The 15,729-nt window shown below is 55.7% G+C and carries 14 protein-coding genes and 1 tRNA gene; 9 read left to right on the top strand and 6 right to left on the bottom strand.

Annotation, left to right across the window (positions count from 1 at the left end):
• Positions 1-203: 203 nt before the first annotated feature.
• Both OXR61_RS17770 and OXR61_RS17765 read right to left on the bottom strand, forming a co-directional pair.
• The gene (locus OXR61_RS17770; RefSeq protein ID WP_047740689.1) at positions 204-1,061 is read right to left on the bottom strand and encodes a DMT family transporter; all 858 of its coding nucleotides are present in this window, start codon (positions 1,059-1,061) and stop codon (positions 204-206) included.
• Positions 1,061-1,945 (bottom strand): MurR/RpiR family transcriptional regulator, encoded by an 885-nt coding sequence (locus OXR61_RS17765; RefSeq protein ID WP_047740691.1) that lies wholly within the window; start codon positions 1,943-1,945, stop codon positions 1,061-1,063. Before OXR61_RS17765 ends, OXR61_RS17770 begins: the two co-directional genes overlap by 1 nt.
• 75 nt (positions 1,946-2,020) lie before the next feature.
• Here OXR61_RS17765 and OXR61_RS17760 point away from each other — a divergent pair, with 75 nt between their 5' ends.
• The gene (locus OXR61_RS17760) at positions 2,021-2,917 is read left to right on the top strand and encodes an oxidoreductase (protein ID WP_047739400.1); all 897 of its coding nucleotides are present in this window, start codon (positions 2,021-2,023) and stop codon (positions 2,915-2,917) included.
• Positions 2,904-3,650: a sulfite exporter TauE/SafE family protein gene (locus tag OXR61_RS17755; RefSeq protein ID WP_197769051.1), complete on the top strand. Its 747-nt coding sequence runs from the start codon at positions 2,904-2,906 to the stop codon at positions 3,648-3,650. The genes OXR61_RS17760 and OXR61_RS17755 overlap by 14 nt, the downstream gene beginning before the upstream one ends.
• Before the next feature lie 149 nt (positions 3,651-3,799).
• Here the strand turns inward: OXR61_RS17755 and OXR61_RS17750 are convergent, their stop codons facing one another.
• Both OXR61_RS17750 and OXR61_RS17745 read right to left on the bottom strand, forming a co-directional pair.
• Positions 3,800-5,068, bottom strand: coding sequence for an integrase arm-type DNA-binding domain-containing protein (locus OXR61_RS17750; RefSeq protein WP_047739401.1), 1,269 nt, complete (start codon positions 5,066-5,068; stop codon positions 3,800-3,802).
• 161 nt (positions 5,069-5,229) lie between these two features.
• A tRNA-Asn gene (locus OXR61_RS17745) sits at positions 5,230-5,305 on the bottom strand.
• Between the two features lie 507 nt (positions 5,306-5,812).
• Here OXR61_RS17745 and OXR61_RS17740 point away from each other — a divergent pair.
• The 3 genes from OXR61_RS17740 to OXR61_RS17730 are packed head-to-tail and all read left to right on the top strand — an operon-like array spanning position 5,813 to position 9,299.
• On the top strand, positions 5,813-6,736 hold the full coding sequence (locus tag OXR61_RS17740) for a sugar ABC transporter substrate-binding protein (RefSeq protein WP_021509785.1): 924 nt from the start codon (positions 5,813-5,815) through the stop codon (positions 6,734-6,736).
• 32 nt (positions 6,737-6,768) lie between these two features.
• Positions 6,769-8,253, top strand: coding sequence for a sugar ABC transporter ATP-binding protein (locus tag OXR61_RS17735; RefSeq protein WP_021509786.1), 1,485 nt, complete (start codon positions 6,769-6,771; stop codon positions 8,251-8,253).
• Positions 8,254-8,267: 14 nt separating this feature from the next.
• The gene (locus OXR61_RS17730; RefSeq protein WP_021509787.1) at positions 8,268-9,299 is read left to right on the top strand and encodes an ABC transporter permease; all 1,032 of its coding nucleotides are present in this window, start codon (positions 8,268-8,270) and stop codon (positions 9,297-9,299) included.
• Positions 9,300-9,421: 122 nt separating this feature from the next.
• Here the strand turns inward: OXR61_RS17730 and OXR61_RS17725 are convergent, their stop codons facing one another.
• Complete coding sequence (locus OXR61_RS17725; RefSeq protein ID WP_155519939.1) at positions 9,422-9,571, bottom strand: hypothetical protein; 150 nt, start codon at positions 9,569-9,571, stop codon at positions 9,422-9,424.
• 185 nt (positions 9,572-9,756) lie between these two features.
• On the opposite strand from OXR61_RS17725, the gene nac reads away from it, so the two are divergent.
• The 4 genes from nac (at position 9,757) to OXR61_RS17705 (ending at position 14,746) form a co-directional block, all read left to right on the top strand.
• On the top strand, positions 9,757-10,674 hold the full coding sequence (nac, locus tag OXR61_RS17720) for a nitrogen assimilation transcriptional regulator NAC (protein WP_021509788.1): 918 nt from the start codon (positions 9,757-9,759) through the stop codon (positions 10,672-10,674).
• 271 nt (positions 10,675-10,945) lie between these two features.
• The gene (gene cbl / locus OXR61_RS17715) at positions 10,946-11,905 is read left to right on the top strand and encodes an HTH-type transcriptional regulator Cbl (RefSeq protein ID WP_021509789.1); all 960 of its coding nucleotides are present in this window, start codon (positions 10,946-10,948) and stop codon (positions 11,903-11,905) included.
• Between the two features lie 93 nt (positions 11,906-11,998).
• The gene (locus OXR61_RS17710) at positions 11,999-12,838 is read left to right on the top strand and encodes a GNAT family N-acetyltransferase (RefSeq protein WP_031280164.1); all 840 of its coding nucleotides are present in this window, start codon (positions 11,999-12,001) and stop codon (positions 12,836-12,838) included.
• 126 nt (positions 12,839-12,964) lie between these two features.
• Positions 12,965-14,746 carry a thiamine pyrophosphate-requiring protein gene (locus OXR61_RS17705; RefSeq protein WP_021509791.1) on the top strand — a complete coding sequence of 594 codons (1,782 nt, stop codon included), beginning with the start codon at positions 12,965-12,967 and terminating at the stop codon, positions 14,744-14,746.
• A gap of 372 nt (positions 14,747-15,118) precedes the next feature.
• On the opposite strand, the gene OXR61_RS17700 is transcribed toward OXR61_RS17705, so the two are convergent.
• Entirely contained in the window at positions 15,119-15,565 is a 447-nt protein-coding gene (locus tag OXR61_RS17700) for a transposase (protein WP_021509793.1), read from the bottom strand.
• Positions 15,566-15,729: the final 164 nt, after the last annotated feature.

Genomic DNA, 15,729 nt, shown 5'->3' with positions numbered 1-15,729 from the left:
AACAGCGTGTGTCCATAGAACATTTAAATAATGGTGGTACGGGATGCCAATACTAGGACTGATGGCGGTATATACAGTCTTATCTCAATGGCGCTAACAGCCACAGACAGAGGAAGCGGACTTGATACCTGTACCATAAACAGAGTATATCGACGAACGATCCACGCTGACAATGAGACGACAATTGGCATCCAACGAAGCGATCAAAGGCTAATTATTGCGATGCCGGTCAGCACCACCACTGCACCGGCAATCCGGCGTGCCAGATGATTTTCACGAAACAACCAGTACGAGAGAAGAGAGCCGACAATAATAGATGTTTCCCTGAGAGGAGCGACGAGTGCCAGTGGCATGCTCTGCATGGCTGTCAGCACAAGGATGTAGGCAAGTGGAGAACATACAGCGATGATAAGGATCGGAACTCTATCTACACGTACAGCCGTTGGGATTCGATACCGTCGTCGCATCGCACCAGGGGTCAGAATAAGACTCTGTAGCAGGAGTGTGCTGGCGTAGTAACTAACTGGATCCAGGTGCAGAGAGATTACCGAATAACCATCCCAGAGGGTATAGCCAGCGATGGCGGTGCCTGTCGCTGCCCCCCATATCATTCCTTTAAGTGGCCGGCTTCCGCTCCTGAATGGATTGCCGGTGACAACGAAAATACCAGCGATAACGAGAAGCGCGCCGAGTAAAGCGCTTGCTGAAAGCCGTTCCCCCATCAGAAGGGTTGCAAACAGTATCGTCAGAACCGGTCCGCTCCCCCGGGCAATCGGATAAACAACACCAAGTTCGGCGCGCTCGTAGCCAGCCTGCAAGATTAGAGAATAAGCGATATGAAGCGCAGATGAGATAACTGCCCCGACTGCGAGTCGCCAGTCGAGCTCCTGTTGTCCCTCAACTGTCAGAATGAGGCTGATCGGAACCCACAACAATGCTGAGGCACAGCTGTAGGCCCAGACGAACAAAAGTGTGTCTTCCTTCTTGTATTTTGAGGCTATATTCCATACTGCATGAGCTACTGAAGCAGTAAGAATCATCGCAACCGTGCTGAACTGCATCAGGACATATCCGGCAAATCAATACCCGCTCGTTCAGCCCGGCGACTTTGTTCTTTATCCCGCAGAGTGAGGGCAGCGACCAGCGTATCAATAACGACTAGCTGGGCCAGTCTACTGCCGGCAGCGGCCATCTGTGCCGGTAATGGCGCTCCGCCAACCACGAGCGAAACGTTGGCGAGTGTCGCCAGTGGTGTATCGTACTGGTTAGTTATTGCGATAAGCGATGCTCCGGCCGAGGATGCGGCATCAGCAACGGCGAGTGTGGATGATGTGCGACCTGTCGAGCTGACGACGATCATCACGTCGCCTGAACCGAGTAGGCGGGCAGCAATCATCGCTGATAAATAATCCTGGATACTGATGGTTATCACACCAGCCGTCCGCAGACGAAATACAGCATCAGCGGCAACCGTCGCAGAGGGGCCGGCACCAAATGCAAATACCTGGCGTGCGCTCTGGATTAAATCGACCGCCTCATCAAGGGCGGAGATTTCAATAGCACCACTGAGCGCAGTCAGCGCGTCTGCACCAGCACGAACTGATGTTTCCAGCACCGATGCCAACGTCGCATCCGCTGTGAGAACTTCAGGCGGTGCAAAGAACCGGGCAGTACCACGAGCCCGGGCAATCTCTATCTTAAGTTCAGTGAACCCGGTGAACCCAATCGCTCGTGCAGCGCGTATTACTGTCGGCGGTGATACACCTGCGCGGGTGGCAACCTGTGCTGTCGTGCTTGTACCGACAAACAAAGGATCGACAAGCAGGAGATCGACAACTTTAGCCTCACTTGCAGCGAGGTCGCCGCTTCGGGCGTGAATGCTGCCAAGCCATTGCTGTAACCGCTGCTCGCTTTCTGAAACTCTGTTACCATTTTCATTTTTCATGTGTAATATATTACATTCCCTTTGCGAAGGGCACAACCATCACGTAAGTAGATTCTGTTAAAAGGAGTCCGCATCATGAACACTGAAATCAAGACGGTTGTCGCTGTTGTTGGTCCGGGTGCCATCGGCACCACAGTCGCGGCGGCGTTACACGAAGTCGGCCGCACACCATTGCTGTGTGGACGTACTCCCCGCGATCACCTGACCCTGCAAGACGGCGACCGCTTTATCACCGTACCCGGTCCGGTACAGACGAATCCGGCGCAAATTACTCGCACAGCCGATCTTGTCTTTCTGGCAGTCAAGTCCACACAAATCGACGCGGCAGCAGAATGGCTCAGGGCGTTGACCGGCCCGGAGACGGTTGTATGCGTGCTTCAGAACGGGGTCGAACAGCTGGACAGGCTCGCGACGTACTCTCTGCCCGGACAGATTGTCCCCGCAGTCGTGTGGTTTCCCGCACAGGCGCAGTCAGATGGCTCAGTACGCTTGCGTGGCGACGCGCGCCTGAGCCTTCCAGACACGTCAGCTTCCTTCTTAGTGGCAAAAGCGCTACAAGGCACGCGGTGCTCCGTAGATTTGGCCGCAAACTTCAGCTCCCTGGCCTGGCGCAAACTGATGCAGAACGCGGTGGCTGGACTCATGGCGCTCACGCACCGCCGCTCGGGCATGTTCGCCCGCGCTGACATCGCCAGGCTTACGCTGGCTTATTTACAGGAATGTCTGTCCGTGGCACGGGCAGAAGGAGCAGAACTCGGCGACGAAGTGCCGCAGGAGATCCTCGACAAGTTCCGGGCGGCTCCCGCAGACATGAGCACTTCCATCCTTACGGATCGAGAAGCAGGCCGACCGCTCGAATGGGATATCCGCAACGGTGTCATTGCGCGTCGCGGCCGGGTTCACAGCATTCCAACGCCTGTCAGCGACATCCTGGTGCCGCTTCTTGCGGCTGCTAGCGATGGCCCAGGTTGATCCCAGGCAGATGATCGCGCTATTACTTCTCTTCTGCCTGGCCCTCGGTGCCGGTGTGCTCAGCGGTGTCGTCGGCACTGGTTCGTCGCTAATCATGCTCCCCGTCCTCGTCACCATATACGGGCCAAGGATTGCAGTGCCTGTTATGGCGATCGCCTCCCTTTTCGGCAACATCGGACGGGTGATTGTCTGGTGGCATGAGATTCGTTGGCGACCGGTGTTTGCCTATTCGTTCGCGGGAGTTCCTGCGGCTGTTCTCGGGGCGCACACGTTACTTACGATTTCTCCTGGCACAGTGGAGGTATTCCTGGCAGCTTTCTTCCTTGCGATGATCCCGCTGCGCCGTCTCATCAGACGATCGAACCTCCACTTGAATCTCTGGCACATGAGTTTTGCCGGGGCGATTGTCGGGTTTCTGACAGGATTCGTGCTCTCTACAGGGCCGCTCAGTGTGCCAGTATTCACCGGCTACGGAATGAGTGGCGGCGTATTTCTGGGATCAGAGGCGGCAAGCGCAATCCTGCTCTACGCTGGCAAGTTAGCTACGTTCGGTATATCGGGCGCACTCGCACAGCCTGTCCTCACACATGGACTTGCCATCGGCATCGCATTGTTCGTCGGTTCGATGATTGCGAAACGTCTCGTCCAGAAACTCCAGACGCACACGTTCGAGCTTCTCATTGATGCCGTTCTCGTAGCTGGGGCAGTAGGGATGATCCTTGCTCTTAAATGAAATGGCACGCCAGGGCTGACGGGGCAAGCGTGTTGTTATCGTATAACAGCTTTCTACAGGCAGCGACGGGGTGGGATGATGGGTCTGACAAGCTATTAGAAATGAACAAAGCCGTACCAGGGTATGCTGATACAGCTTTTTGTTATGGGTCATGCCGCTTCGTTGTTTTTATCCCGTCCTGTGTTAAAAGGAGGTACGTATGCGACCCGGCATATATCAAGATAATCCGACCACCACTGCATCATCGCCTTGCGGGCTTCCAGATGCTCAGCCTTATGAATGTAAGCCAGACGCACGGTGTTGCGCTCCTGGTGACTCATCTGGCGTTCCACTGCATCTTGCGACCATAGACCAGACTCCATCAGGGCACTGCATGCCATCGCCCGAAAGCCATGACCACAGATGTCTTTTTTCGTGTCGAATCCCATCAGGCGCAGTGCTTTATTGACCGTGTTTTCACACATCGGCTTGTACGGGTTGTGGTCGCCGGGGAATACCAGTTCATAAACCCCGGATATTTCCTTAATCCGTTTCAGAATAGCTATAGCCTGCTGTGAGAGGGGCACGATATGAGCAGTGCGCATTTTGGCACCACGCCCGGAATAACGCACATCTGGAATGGGTTCTCGCGTCGCGGGTATTGTCCAGACCCGGTTTCTGAAATCAATCTCTGACCAGCGGGCAAAGCGCAGTTCACTGGAGCGGATGAACACATGCAGCGTCAGCAGGACGGCCAGCCGCGTCAGTTCACGGCCCTGATGATATGCCTCAATGCGTTCGAGCAGTTCAGGCAGCCGCTCCAGCGGTAGGGCGGGGTAATGCCGTCTGGCAGGAGGTGTTGTCACGCCTTCAAGGTTTGCAGCCGGATTGTTATCGATTAATCCCTGGTGGAGCGCATGGCGCATGATGTTACTGACGTGCTGCCGCGTGCGGGACGCGACTTCCAGCAGGCCTTTTTCTTCAATTCCTTTCAGCAAATTAATGAAATGCCGGGGTTTAAGTTCGGTAACTGACAGATATCCGATAACCGGAAAGACATGATTGTTCAGGCTTGCGAGCAGGCGGTCAGCGGTATTCTGCGACCATTTTTTATTGCTTTTATGCCAGGCCAGCGCCACGGTTTTAAACACCTTCTCAGTTGGGCAGGCACCGCGTTCTGCGGCCCGCTGCATTACCGGGTTGATGTTCAGCGCCAGCATCTTACGGATACCTTCGCGCTGCTGGCGGGCATCAGACAGTGAGACGGCAGGATAGGCACCCAGTGCAATGCGGGATTCTTTACCGTTAATACGGTACTTGAGATACCAGTGACGGGAACCGCTAGGTTTGACCAGCAGATACAGACCGTGGGAATCGGAGACTTTATAGGGTTTATCGGTGGCTTTGAGAGTGCGAATCTTCGCGTCGGTAAGGGACATATGGGGGTCACTCCATTATCGAACTAACCTGACCCCAGATTTGACCACCAATTTTTCCCGATGCGAAGGGTAAAATCAAAATGCACCGGGAAGAGTTTTCACGCTAACCTCTTGAATCAATATCAGATAAGGATTCGCAAAGATGCATGCAAACAGGAAATTGGCTCCTCTGACTGGACTCGAACCAGTGACATACGGATTAACAGTCCGCCGTTCTACCGACTGAACTACAGAGGAATCGTTGGAACGAGGCGAATATTAGCGATGCCGATCCCCGTTGTCAAAGCCCGATCGCACACTTCTGGTTTAAGTGCGCGTAAAAGCAGCGGATTGCTGCTTTTCTGCCTTGAATGGGCAGATTTCAAACTGCCAGCAAGATCTCACTTTAAACGCATTTCCTTTGAGATGTTAGATGCGTGTCAAAGTTTTGTTATTTGCCGATTTTAAAACAATCATTTCAGTGCTTTTATGATGAAAATTTCAAAAGAAGAAAGGATGAAACAAATGAACTGCTTATCATCACGCCCGAAACGAGTTTTGTCCGCTCAACGCTTCTTTCGAAAGTAACACATTGATAAGGAAGATGTTGAAAAAAGGAGCAGCACGGTACCGATAGCGTCAGACCAGAAGCCTTACCTCTACGAACAGAAAAAAAACGCCAGCGACGTTGAGTGAATGTAAAAGATATTTTTCATTCGCGGACTCAGCCAACCTGAGCACGTTAACAAATAAGAAGGGTTACCTATGAAATTCAAAAAAGCGTTAGTGACTTCCCTGTTAGCTTGCATGTTACCTGCCGCTGTGATGGCAAAAGATATCCAGCTGGGCGTTTCTATGGCGCTGTTTGATGACAACTTCCTCACCATCCTGCGCACAGCCATGCAGAAAGAGATGCAAAAAGACAATATCAAAGGCCAGGTTGAAGACGCCAAAGGCGACGTGGCCCAGCAGCTGCAGCAGGTGCAGAACTTCATTGGTCAGGGTGTTGACGCCATCATCGTGAACCCGGTCGATACCAACGCGGTGAAGCCGATCATGGATGCCGCGACCAAAGCCGGTATTCCACTGGTATTCGTCAACCGCAAACCGGCGGGTCAGCTGACCGACAAGATGGCGTACGTCGGCTCCGACTCTGAACTGGCGGGCCGTCTGCAGATGGAAGCACTGGCCAAAGCGATGAACGGCAAAGGCAACGTGGCGATCCTGATGGGCGACCTGGCGAACGAATCAACCCGTGACCGTACTAAAGGCGTCGAAGCGGTGGTCGCCAAATATCCGGGCATTAAGGTGGTACAGAAGCAAACCGCCAAGTTTACGCGTAACGATGCGGTAGACGTGGTGAGCAACTGGATGACCGCCGGTGACGATATCCAGGCCATTGCCTCAAACAACGATGAAATGGCGATTGGTGCGCTGCAGGCGCTGGGTAAAAACCCGAACCACATCCTGATTGCCGGCGTGGACGGTACGCCTGATGCGCTGCAAATGCTGAAGAATGGCAAAATGGTTGCCACCGTATTCCAGGATGCGAAAGGTCAGGGCGAAGGTGCCGTACAGACTGCGGTGAAACTGGCGAACGGCGAAAAAGTGGAAAAAATCATCAACATCCCTTACCAGCTGATCACCAAAGACAACATGGCGCAGTTCGAAAACCGTAACCAGAAATAATCGCTCCCCCTTAAGCCGTACGGAGGTGATGTATGACCGCTTTTGCGCTTGAAGCCGAAGGCATCAGCAAGTTCTTCCCCGGAGTGAAGGCACTCGACAATGTCTCACTGCGTATTAAGCCGGGGTCGGTACATGCCCTGATGGGTGAAAATGGCGCGGGCAAATCCACTTTAATGAAATGTCTTATCGGGATGTATCGTCCCGATAAGGGCACTATCCGCATTAAAGGGGAGCCAGTGCAGTTTCAGGACACCATGGACGCGCTGCGTTCCGGCATTTCCATGATTCACCAGGAGCTGAATCTGGTGCCTTACATGACCGTGGCGGAGAATATCTGGCTCGGTCGTGAACCGATGAAATACGGCTTTGTCGATCACGGCAAGCTCAATCAGCAGACGCAGGAACTGCTTAACAAACTGAATATCCGTCTGAAAGCCGATCGGCTGGTCGGCGAGCTCAGCATTGCGTCCCAGCAGATGGTGGAAATTGCCAAAGCGGTGTCGTGGAACTCCGACATCGTGATTATGGATGAACCGACCTCGGCGCTGACGGAAACTGAAGTGGCGCATCTGTTCACCATCATCCGCGACCTGCGTGCCCAGGGCAAAGCCATCATCTATATCAGCCATAAAATGGATGAAATTTTCGCCATCACCGATGAGATCAGCATCTTCCGCGACGGCACCTGGGTCGGCAGTAATAGCACCACCGCCTTTACCCGTCAGTCGCTGATCACCCAGATGGTGGGACGCGAACTGACGCAGCTGTTCCCTAAATTCAACAGTGCCATCGGCGAAGAAGTGCTGACGGTGCGCAACCTGACCTGCAAAGACCGCTTTACCGATGTCAGCTTCAGCGTGCGCAAAGGCGAGATCCTCGGCGTGGCCGGGCTGGTGGGTGCCGGACGCAGCGAGGTGATGGAGAGCCTGTTCGGCATGGAAAGCTTCGACAGCGGTGAAGTGCTGATTGATGGTGTGCCGGTGAAAATCGATTCGCCGTCAACGGCGATTGAGAAGGGCATGGCGTTTCTCACCGAAGACCGCAAAAAGTCCGGGCTGTTTCTGGTGTTGTCGGTGCTGGAGAACATGAGCATCGTCAATATGCCCGATTACATCGGCAAAAGCGGTTTCGTTAGCCACATGAAGATGGCGCAGGACTGCATGGAGCAGATCCGCAAACTCAATATTAAAACGCCGACCATGGATCAGATCATCAATAACCTCAGCGGCGGTAATCAGCAGAAGGTGCTGATTGCGCGCTGGCTGCTGGCGCAACCGAAGATTCTGATCCTCGATGAACCAACCCGCGGCATTGATGTTGGCGCCAAAGCCGAAATCTACCGCCTGATCAGTGAACTGGCTAACCGTGGCGTGGCCATCATCATGGTGTCTTCTGAGCTGCCGGAGATTCTCGGCATGAGCGACCGGGTGATGGTGATGCACGGCGGACGTATAACCGGCATCCTCGATAAAGAAGAGGCCGACCAGGAAACCATTTTGTCGTTGGCATCCGAGTGAGGCACGAGACCCCTATGAGTAACGTAAAAATAACGGCCCCGCAGGCCACCGAACAGAGTTCTTTCTTCGGCAATCTGCGCCATAAACTGCCGAAAGACACCGGCATCTTTGTCGTGATGTTAGGCATTGCGCTGATCTTTGAAATAGCCGGCTGGTACGTGCGTGACCAGTCATTTCTGCTCAACACCAACCGTTTAGTGCTGATTGTGCTGCAGGTGGCGATCATCGGTATTATCGCCGTCGGCGTCACCCAGGTCATTATTACTACCGGTATCGACCTGTCGTCCGGTTCGGTTATCGCCCTGACGGCGGTGGTTGCCGCCAGCCTGGCACAGACGTCTGACAGCCTGTCGCCGATGTATCCGTCACTGGTCAATCTGCCCGCCGCCATCCCGATCGTCGCCGGCATCGGCGTCGGCCTGCTGTGCGGCGTGGTCAACGGTGTGCTCATCACCAAAACCGGCATTCCGCCGTTTATCGCCACGCTCGGTATGATGGTGTCGGCGCGCGGTCTGGCACAATATTATACCCAGGGCAACCCGATCAGCTTCCTGTCGGACGGTTTCACCTCCATCGGTCAGGGCGCGATGCCGGTGATTATCTTCCTGGTGGTCGCCTTCCTGTTCCACATCGCACTCAAACACACCCGCTACGGCAAATATGTCTATGCGATTGGCGGCAACATGACCTCTGCCAAAGTGTCGGGCATCAACGTTAATAAATACCTGATCATCGTGTATACCATCGCCGGGGCGCTCTCGGGTCTGGCGGGGGTGGTACTGGCGGCGCGCGTCAGCAGCGGCCAGTCGAGCATGGGCATGGCGTATGAACTCGACGCCATCGCCGCCGCAGTTATCGGTGGCAGCAGCCTGATGGGCGGCGTCGGGCGGATTACCGGCACGCTGATCGGCGCAGTGATCCTCGGTTTAATCAAAAGTGGCTTTACCTTTGTTGGCGTCGATGCTTACGTGCAGGACATCATTAAAGGGATGATCATCGTCGCAGCGGTTTCAATCGATATGCACCGCAACCGCAAAAAACGCTAACCCGTTCTGCTCCTCTCTTCCGGGAGAGGAGCAGGGTAAAGGCGGTAATTGCACGCTGCCGGGTTGCCGGCATCGTCAGACACAATAAGTTTTCCCACTGATAGCCACCGCGCAATTTCTCTTTATTCTCCTTTCTGCCCCCGCAATCCGTGCATTTTCTGCCCGTTTTGCACCACAGCAGCACGCGCAGTCATCACTTTTTTGCACATCTGCCTCGCAAATGCTGCACCATCAGGGTGCGTCATCGCCAGCGGATAAACGTTATGGGTCATGTGCGGCACTTATTAACCCATTTGGGGTAATCAGAAACGCTTATTTTCCCGTTCGTTAGGAAAATTCTGGTCAGTGCCCGCCGGGTAAAGATCAAACCTGGCCTGCATATTGCAATTTCTTTGTCACAAGCCAGCAGGCTGAGAACTCATCATTTGGGCATTCGGGGATCCGTGACGGAGGCAATATGAACTTAAGACGACTGAAATACTTTGTAAAAATCGTCGATATCGGCAGCCTGACGCAGGCAGCAGAAGTCCTGCATATCGCACAACCTGCACTCAGCCAACAGGTGGCGACGCTGGAGAACGAACTCGACCAGCAGTTGCTGATCCGCACCAAGCGCGGCGTAACGCCAACCGAAGCCGGTAAAATTCTTTATGCTCACGCACGCACCATCCTGCGCCAGTGCGAACAGGCGCAGACAGCGGTGATCAACGCTGGCCAGGCGCTCAATGGTCAGGTATCGATTGGCCTCGCGCCGGGCACGGCGGCCTCTTCGCTGACCATGCCGCTGCTGCAAACGGTGCGCGAGCAATATCCTGATGTGCTGGTCTATCTGCATGAGAACAGCGGCACTTCACTCAATGAGAAAGTGATGAATGGCCAGCTGGATATGGCCGTGCTGTACGATCGCGCGCCGACTGCCGGTATCAACAGCATTCCGCTGATGAAAGAGGAGCTGTATCTGGTAGGGGCGACGGCCTGTCCGGGTACTACGGTGGATCTGGCTGACGTGGCGCAGATGAACCTGTTCCTGCCGCGTGACTACAGCGCAGTGCGCAAACGCGTGGACGAAGCGTTCTCGCTGCGTCGTCTGAGCGCGAAAATCATCGGTGAAATTGAGTCGATCTCAACCTTAACCGCGGCGGTGTCGAGCGGCATGGGCGTTACCGTACTGCCGGAATCGGCGGCACGCGCGCTGGTGAGTTCAACGCATGCGTGGATGGCACGCATTAACAGTCCGTCGCTGAATCTGCCGCTGTCGCTGAACGTCTCAGCGCGCCTGCCGCTGTCGCCATCGGCGCAGGCGGTCAAAAATATTCTGCTGTCGCTGCTGAATAAGCCGATGGTGGAGGAGCGCGAACTGATGTTAGTGGGGTGATAGAGAGGTTTTTTCCCTCACCCTAACCCTCTCCCGCCCGCGGGAGAGGGAACCGTCTGGCGCAGCCATCCATCCCGGTACGCCATCTCAATCTCGCGCGATCCACTCCCTCTCCCTATGGGAGAGGGCCGGGGTGAGGGCGGCAAAGCGCACCCATCCCCAACCCCACGCTTATTACTATTGCGCATAACACACCGTTTTTTATTATTTGTTGCAATCACACCAACTTCATAACATGGACGAAACAGGGCAGGAAACAGGAGAAAAGGGTGTGAATTTCCAGCAACTTAAAATTATACGCGAAGCGGCCCGTTGCGAATTCAACCTGACAGAAGTCGCCAATACATTGTTTACCTCACAATCCGGGGTGAGCCGGCATATTCGCGATCTGGAAGATGAACTGGGCGTGGAAATCTTCATTCGACGTGGCAAGCGGCTGTTAGGCATGACCGAACCGGGCAAAGCGCTGCTGACCATTGCTGAACGCATCCTTGATGAGGCCGGCAAAGTGCGCCGGCTGGCGGATGTGTTTACCAATGAGACCAGCGGTGTGCTGACCATCGCCACCACGCACACCCAGGCGCGCTATAGCCTGCCACGCGTCATCAAAGCGTTTCGCCAGCTCTATCCCAACGTGCGGCTGGAACTCAATCAGGGTTCACCGCAGGAGATCGTCGCCATGCTGCTGGCCGGTGAGGCCGATGTCGGCATCGCCTCGGAGCAACTGGTAAATAACACCAGCCTGGCGGCATTCCCGTGGTTCAGCTGGCACCACTCGCTGCTGGTGCCGCACGATCACGAGCTGCTGGCGAATCAGCCGGTCACGCTCGCCAGCCTCAGCCGCCATCCGCTGATCACCTATCGTCAGGGGATTACCGGTCGCTCGCGCGTGGACCGCGCCTTCCAGGCTGCTGGTCTCCGCCCGGATATCGTGCTCAGCGCGCAGGATTCTGACGTAGTGAAAACCTATGTCGAACTCGGGCTGGGCGTCGGTATCCTCGCCGATCAGGCGTGCGATATTTACGATGGCGAAGACCTGGTGAAGATCGATGCTCACCATCTGTTTGATGCCAACACCGTGTGGCTCGGACTGAAGCGCGGTCAGCTCCAGCGCAACTACGTCTGGCAGTTCCTTGAACTGTGTAACGCTAACCTGTCACTGGAAGAGATCAAACGGCAGGCGCTCTCTTATGAAACCGACGACGAACCCGCCATCGATTTCCAAATTTGAGTTTCCTCTCTGGCCCGGTGCGGGCCTTTTTTATTTGCTTCCGCAAACGGACGTGGCAAGCTGGCGGGCAGAACGCCTCTCAGGGAGAACAGAATGAATTCGATATTGCGCGCCATGACCCTCGCGGACGCCGAAGCGGGTTATCGCCTGACTCAGCAACTGGGCTGGGCGCACCGCCGTGAAGACTGGCAGCAGCTCATCGCCCTGGGTGAAGGCGTGGTGGTTGAGGCGCAGGGCGACTATCTCGGCGGGGCGATTGGCTGGCGCTGGGGGCCGGACGCCGCCACTATCGGTCTGGTGATTGTGAGCGAACAGGCGCGCGGACGCGGTATTGGCCGCCAGGTGATGCAGGCAATGCTGGAAAAATTCTCCGGCTGCAACATGCGGCTGCACGCCACCGATATGGGGCAGGTGCTGTATGAGAAGCTCGGCTTCCAGGCCTGCGATCGCGTGGCGCAGCATCAGACGCGCGCGCTGGCGCAGCAGCCTGCGGTAATGGTACCGGATGGCCTGACGCTGCGGCCGGCCGTTGAAGCGGATGCCGCCGCCATCGACGCACTGGATTATCTGGCGAACGGGCTGCGGCGAACGCGTCTGCATCAGCAGCTGCTGGCGCAAAGCGTGGTGCTGCAGGATGCACAGGGCAGGTTGCAGGGGTTTGCCAGTCGCCGCCGCTTTGGGCACGGCTGGACCATCGGCCCGGTGATTGCTGACGATGTTGCGGCGGCGCAGGCGCTGGTGTCGCAGCTGATGCAGGATCTGACGCAGCAGTTTGTCCGGCTGGACACGCACGATGCCCGGCTCGGCGCGTGGCTGCTCAACCTTGGGCTGGCGCAGGTCGATGCGCCTTATGCGATGGTACACGGCACACCGTGGCGGGCGGCACCGAACGGGCCGCAGACTTTCGCGCTGGTCTCGCCTGCGCTGGGTTAACTAAGCGTAACGGCAGCGATTTCTAAGCCAGACGCGGCGAACGTCGCCGAACAGGCGTTATCTGTCACATTCCATTTCGTCGGCTACCCTTAACGTTTATTGCAAACGTCTAAGGGAGAGCCCGTCATGAGCAAGAAAACCAGCGATTTCTTTGTTGAACGCCTGCAGGCATGGGGCGTCACGCGCATTTATGGCTATCCGGGCGATGGCATCAACGGCGTGCTGGGCGCTATCCAGCGGGCCAATAAAGCCGGTGCAGGCATCGAATTTATTCAGGTGCGACATGAAGAGATGGCGGCCTTTATGGCTGCTGGTCACGCCAAATTTACCGGTGAGCTCGGCGTCTGTCTGTCGACCGGCGGCCCCGGTGCCACCCATCTGCTGACCGGCCTGTACGATGCCAAAATGGATCACGCGCCGGTGCTGGCGATTGCCGGCCAGGCGGAAACCACCGCACGCGGCGCCAGCTACCAGCAGGAGATGAATTTAGACCGCATCTTCGCCGATGTGGCGAACTTTGTGCAGGAAGCGGCAGCCCCGGCGCAGATCCAGCATCTGGTCGATCGTGGCGTGCGCATTGCCAAAGCGCAGAACGGCGTCGCGGTGATCATCCTGCCGAAAGATCTGCAGGATGAGAACTGGCAGCCACCGCAGCATGCGCACGGATTTACCCATTCCGGGCCGGGCTATCAGCGGCCGAAGATTGTGCCCTACGACGAGGATTTGCGCCGTGCCGCTGAGGTACTTAACGCCGGCAAAAAAGTTGCGGTACTGATTGGTGCTGGTGCGCGCGGTGCTGCGGTTGAAGTGGTGCAGATTGCCAATGTGCTCGGCGCGGGCGTGGCCAAAGCGCTGCTGGGCAAAGACGTGCTGCCGGACGATGCGCCTTTCGTCACCGGTTCGATCGGCCTGCTCGGTACCAAACCGTCGTGGGAGCTGATGCAGAACTGCGACACTTTACTGATGATTGGCAGCGGTTTTCCGTGGACCGAATTTCTGCCGCCGGAAGGTAAAGTGCGCGCGGTACAAATCGATATCGATCCGGCGATGCTGGGGCTGCGCTATCCGTGCGAGGTCAATCTGCACGGCGACGCGGCAGAGACCCTGCGTGCGCTGTTGCCGTTACTGACGCATAAAGCGGATCGCCACTGGCAGGAGGAGATCGCGGTACAGGTGCGCGACTGGTGGACGTTGATGGAACAGCGCGCCATGGCGCCCGCCAACCCGGTCAATCCGCAGCGCGTGGTGTGGGAGATGTCCCCGCAGCTGCCGGACGATGCGATTGTCACCTCGGACTCGGGCTCCTGCGCCAACTGGTTTGCGCGCGATTATCGGGTGAAGCAGGGCCAGCGCGCCACGCTGTCGGGTGGGCTGGCTTGCATGGGGGCCGCCGTCCCGTTTGCCATCGCCGCGAAATTTGCTTTTCCCACTCAGCCAGTGGTGGCGCTGGTGGGCGACGGGGCGATGCAGATGAACAACCTGGCCGAGCTGATCACCATCCAGAAATACTGGCAGCAGTGGGCCGATCCGCGCCTGATTGTCTGCGTGTTCAATAATCAGGATCTCAATCAGGTCACCTGGGAACAGCGGGTGATGGAAGGCAATCCACGCTTTGAAGCTTCGCAGCAGCTGCCGGATGTGCAGTATGCGCGCTTTGCCGACAGCCTCGGTTTGCAGGGCATCTATGTCGACCGGCCGGAGGATCTGGCGGCGGCGTGGCAGCAGGCGCTCAGCGCCACCCGACCGGTAGTGCTGGAGGTGAAAACCGATCCGGAAGTGGCCCCGCTGCCGCCGCATATCACGCTTAAGCAGGCCAAAGCCTTTATGTCGTCTATGGCGAAGGGCGACCGCGGCATGGCGCAGGTGATTAGCGACACCGCCAGTCAGTTGCTGCACAGCAAGGGTTAGCGCGCCGCTACAATGTGTGCAGGATGGTGGTGCAGAAATACAATGCCGCACGGATCGTAACGGCGCAATTCATTGCGCATTCTGGCAGCTGTGCAATCTTTCACTCAGCGCGATAAATCGCGCCGCAACAATGTGTGCAGGATGGTGGTGCCGAAATTCAACCCCGCACGAATCGTAGCGGCGCAATTCATTGCGCATTCGGACAACTGTGAAGTGTTTAACTCAGCGCAATTCATTGCGCATTCCGGCAGCTGTGCAATGGTTAACTCAGCGCGATAAATCGTGCCGCTACAATGTGTGCATGATGATGGTGCAAAAATTCAATCCCGCACGAATCGTAGCGGCGCAATTTATTGCGCTTTATAATCGGCATCACTCTTGTTGATAATAATGATCCAGCTCCCACCTCAACGGGTTTTGCTCAATATATTGCCGTGCGATAAACAGCTCTTTTTCATTACGTATAATCCGCTCATAAAAATTGTGTTGCCACACTCTGTTTGCGATAACCCGACTAACGCCTGCCTTATAACCAGCTACGATTCTGCTTAAGGAATTATTGTTCTCGCCACACAGCCACAAAATGCCGTGTAGGTGATTTGGCATCACAACAAATGCATCTGTCATCAATCCTGGAACACGTAACGACAGATTAAGCCATTCCTGATATACAACACTCCCTGTTTTACTGGGAATCAGTTGCGCCTGCCTGATACGGCCAAACAGACATAACCGTTGTCGCGTAACGAGGGTAATGAAATAAGCTCCCGCTGCAGCGTAATCGTAATGCAACAGTCGTAATTGTTTTCTGAATTGCATAACAGCCTCCTTTCACAGAGCATCTGCTATCCGAATCAATTTTTCAGATTTTTTTTCAACTTCTCCGATCCAGATTCAGAAAAGCGCGACAAATAACGCCGCTACGATGTCCGTCATAGATCTGCACGTAAATACATTCCCGCACAAATCGTAGCGACGCAGTT

Source organism: Pantoea sp. GM_Pan_4, from assembly GCF_026541005.1.
GTDB lineage: Bacteria > Pseudomonadota > Gammaproteobacteria > Enterobacterales > Enterobacteriaceae > Pantoea > Pantoea dispersa.
Note: the sequence above shows the minus strand (reverse complement) of the source record. Positions and strands in the feature narration are given on the sequence as shown.

What these genes read in the sequence shown, in the direction of transcription:
- OXR61_RS17770 (WP_047740689.1), bottom strand. Translation starts at nt 1,061, where the DNA reads ATGCAGTTCAGCACGGTTGCGATGATTCTTACTGCTTCAGTAGCTCAT.
- OXR61_RS17765 (WP_047740691.1), bottom strand. Translation starts at nt 1,945, where the DNA reads ATGAAAAATGAAAATGGTAACAGAGTTTCAGAAAGCGAGCAGCGGTTA.
- OXR61_RS17760 (WP_047739400.1), top strand. Translation starts at nt 2,021, where the DNA reads ATGAACACTGAAATCAAGACGGTTGTCGCTGTTGTTGGTCCGGGTGCC.
- OXR61_RS17755 (WP_197769051.1), top strand. Translation starts at nt 2,904, where the DNA reads ATGGCCCAGGTTGATCCCAGGCAGATGATCGCGCTATTACTTCTCTTC.
- OXR61_RS17750 (WP_047739401.1), bottom strand. Translation starts at nt 5,068, where the DNA reads ATGTCCCTTACCGACGCGAAGATTCGCACTCTCAAAGCCACCGATAAA.
- OXR61_RS17740 (WP_021509785.1), top strand. Translation starts at nt 5,813, where the DNA reads ATGAAATTCAAAAAAGCGTTAGTGACTTCCCTGTTAGCTTGCATGTTA.
- OXR61_RS17735 (WP_021509786.1), top strand. Translation starts at nt 6,769, where the DNA reads ATGACCGCTTTTGCGCTTGAAGCCGAAGGCATCAGCAAGTTCTTCCCC.
- OXR61_RS17730 (WP_021509787.1), top strand. Translation starts at nt 8,268, where the DNA reads ATGAGTAACGTAAAAATAACGGCCCCGCAGGCCACCGAACAGAGTTCT.
- OXR61_RS17725 (WP_155519939.1), bottom strand. Translation starts at nt 9,571, where the DNA reads ATGACCCATAACGTTTATCCGCTGGCGATGACGCACCCTGATGGTGCA.
- nac (WP_021509788.1), top strand. Translation starts at nt 9,757, where the DNA reads ATGAACTTAAGACGACTGAAATACTTTGTAAAAATCGTCGATATCGGC.
- OXR61_RS17710 (WP_031280164.1), top strand. Translation starts at nt 11,999, where the DNA reads ATGAATTCGATATTGCGCGCCATGACCCTCGCGGACGCCGAAGCGGGT.
- OXR61_RS17705 (WP_021509791.1), top strand. Translation starts at nt 12,965, where the DNA reads ATGAGCAAGAAAACCAGCGATTTCTTTGTTGAACGCCTGCAGGCATGG.
- OXR61_RS17700 (WP_021509793.1), bottom strand. Translation starts at nt 15,565, where the DNA reads ATGCAATTCAGAAAACAATTACGACTGTTGCATTACGATTACGCTGCA.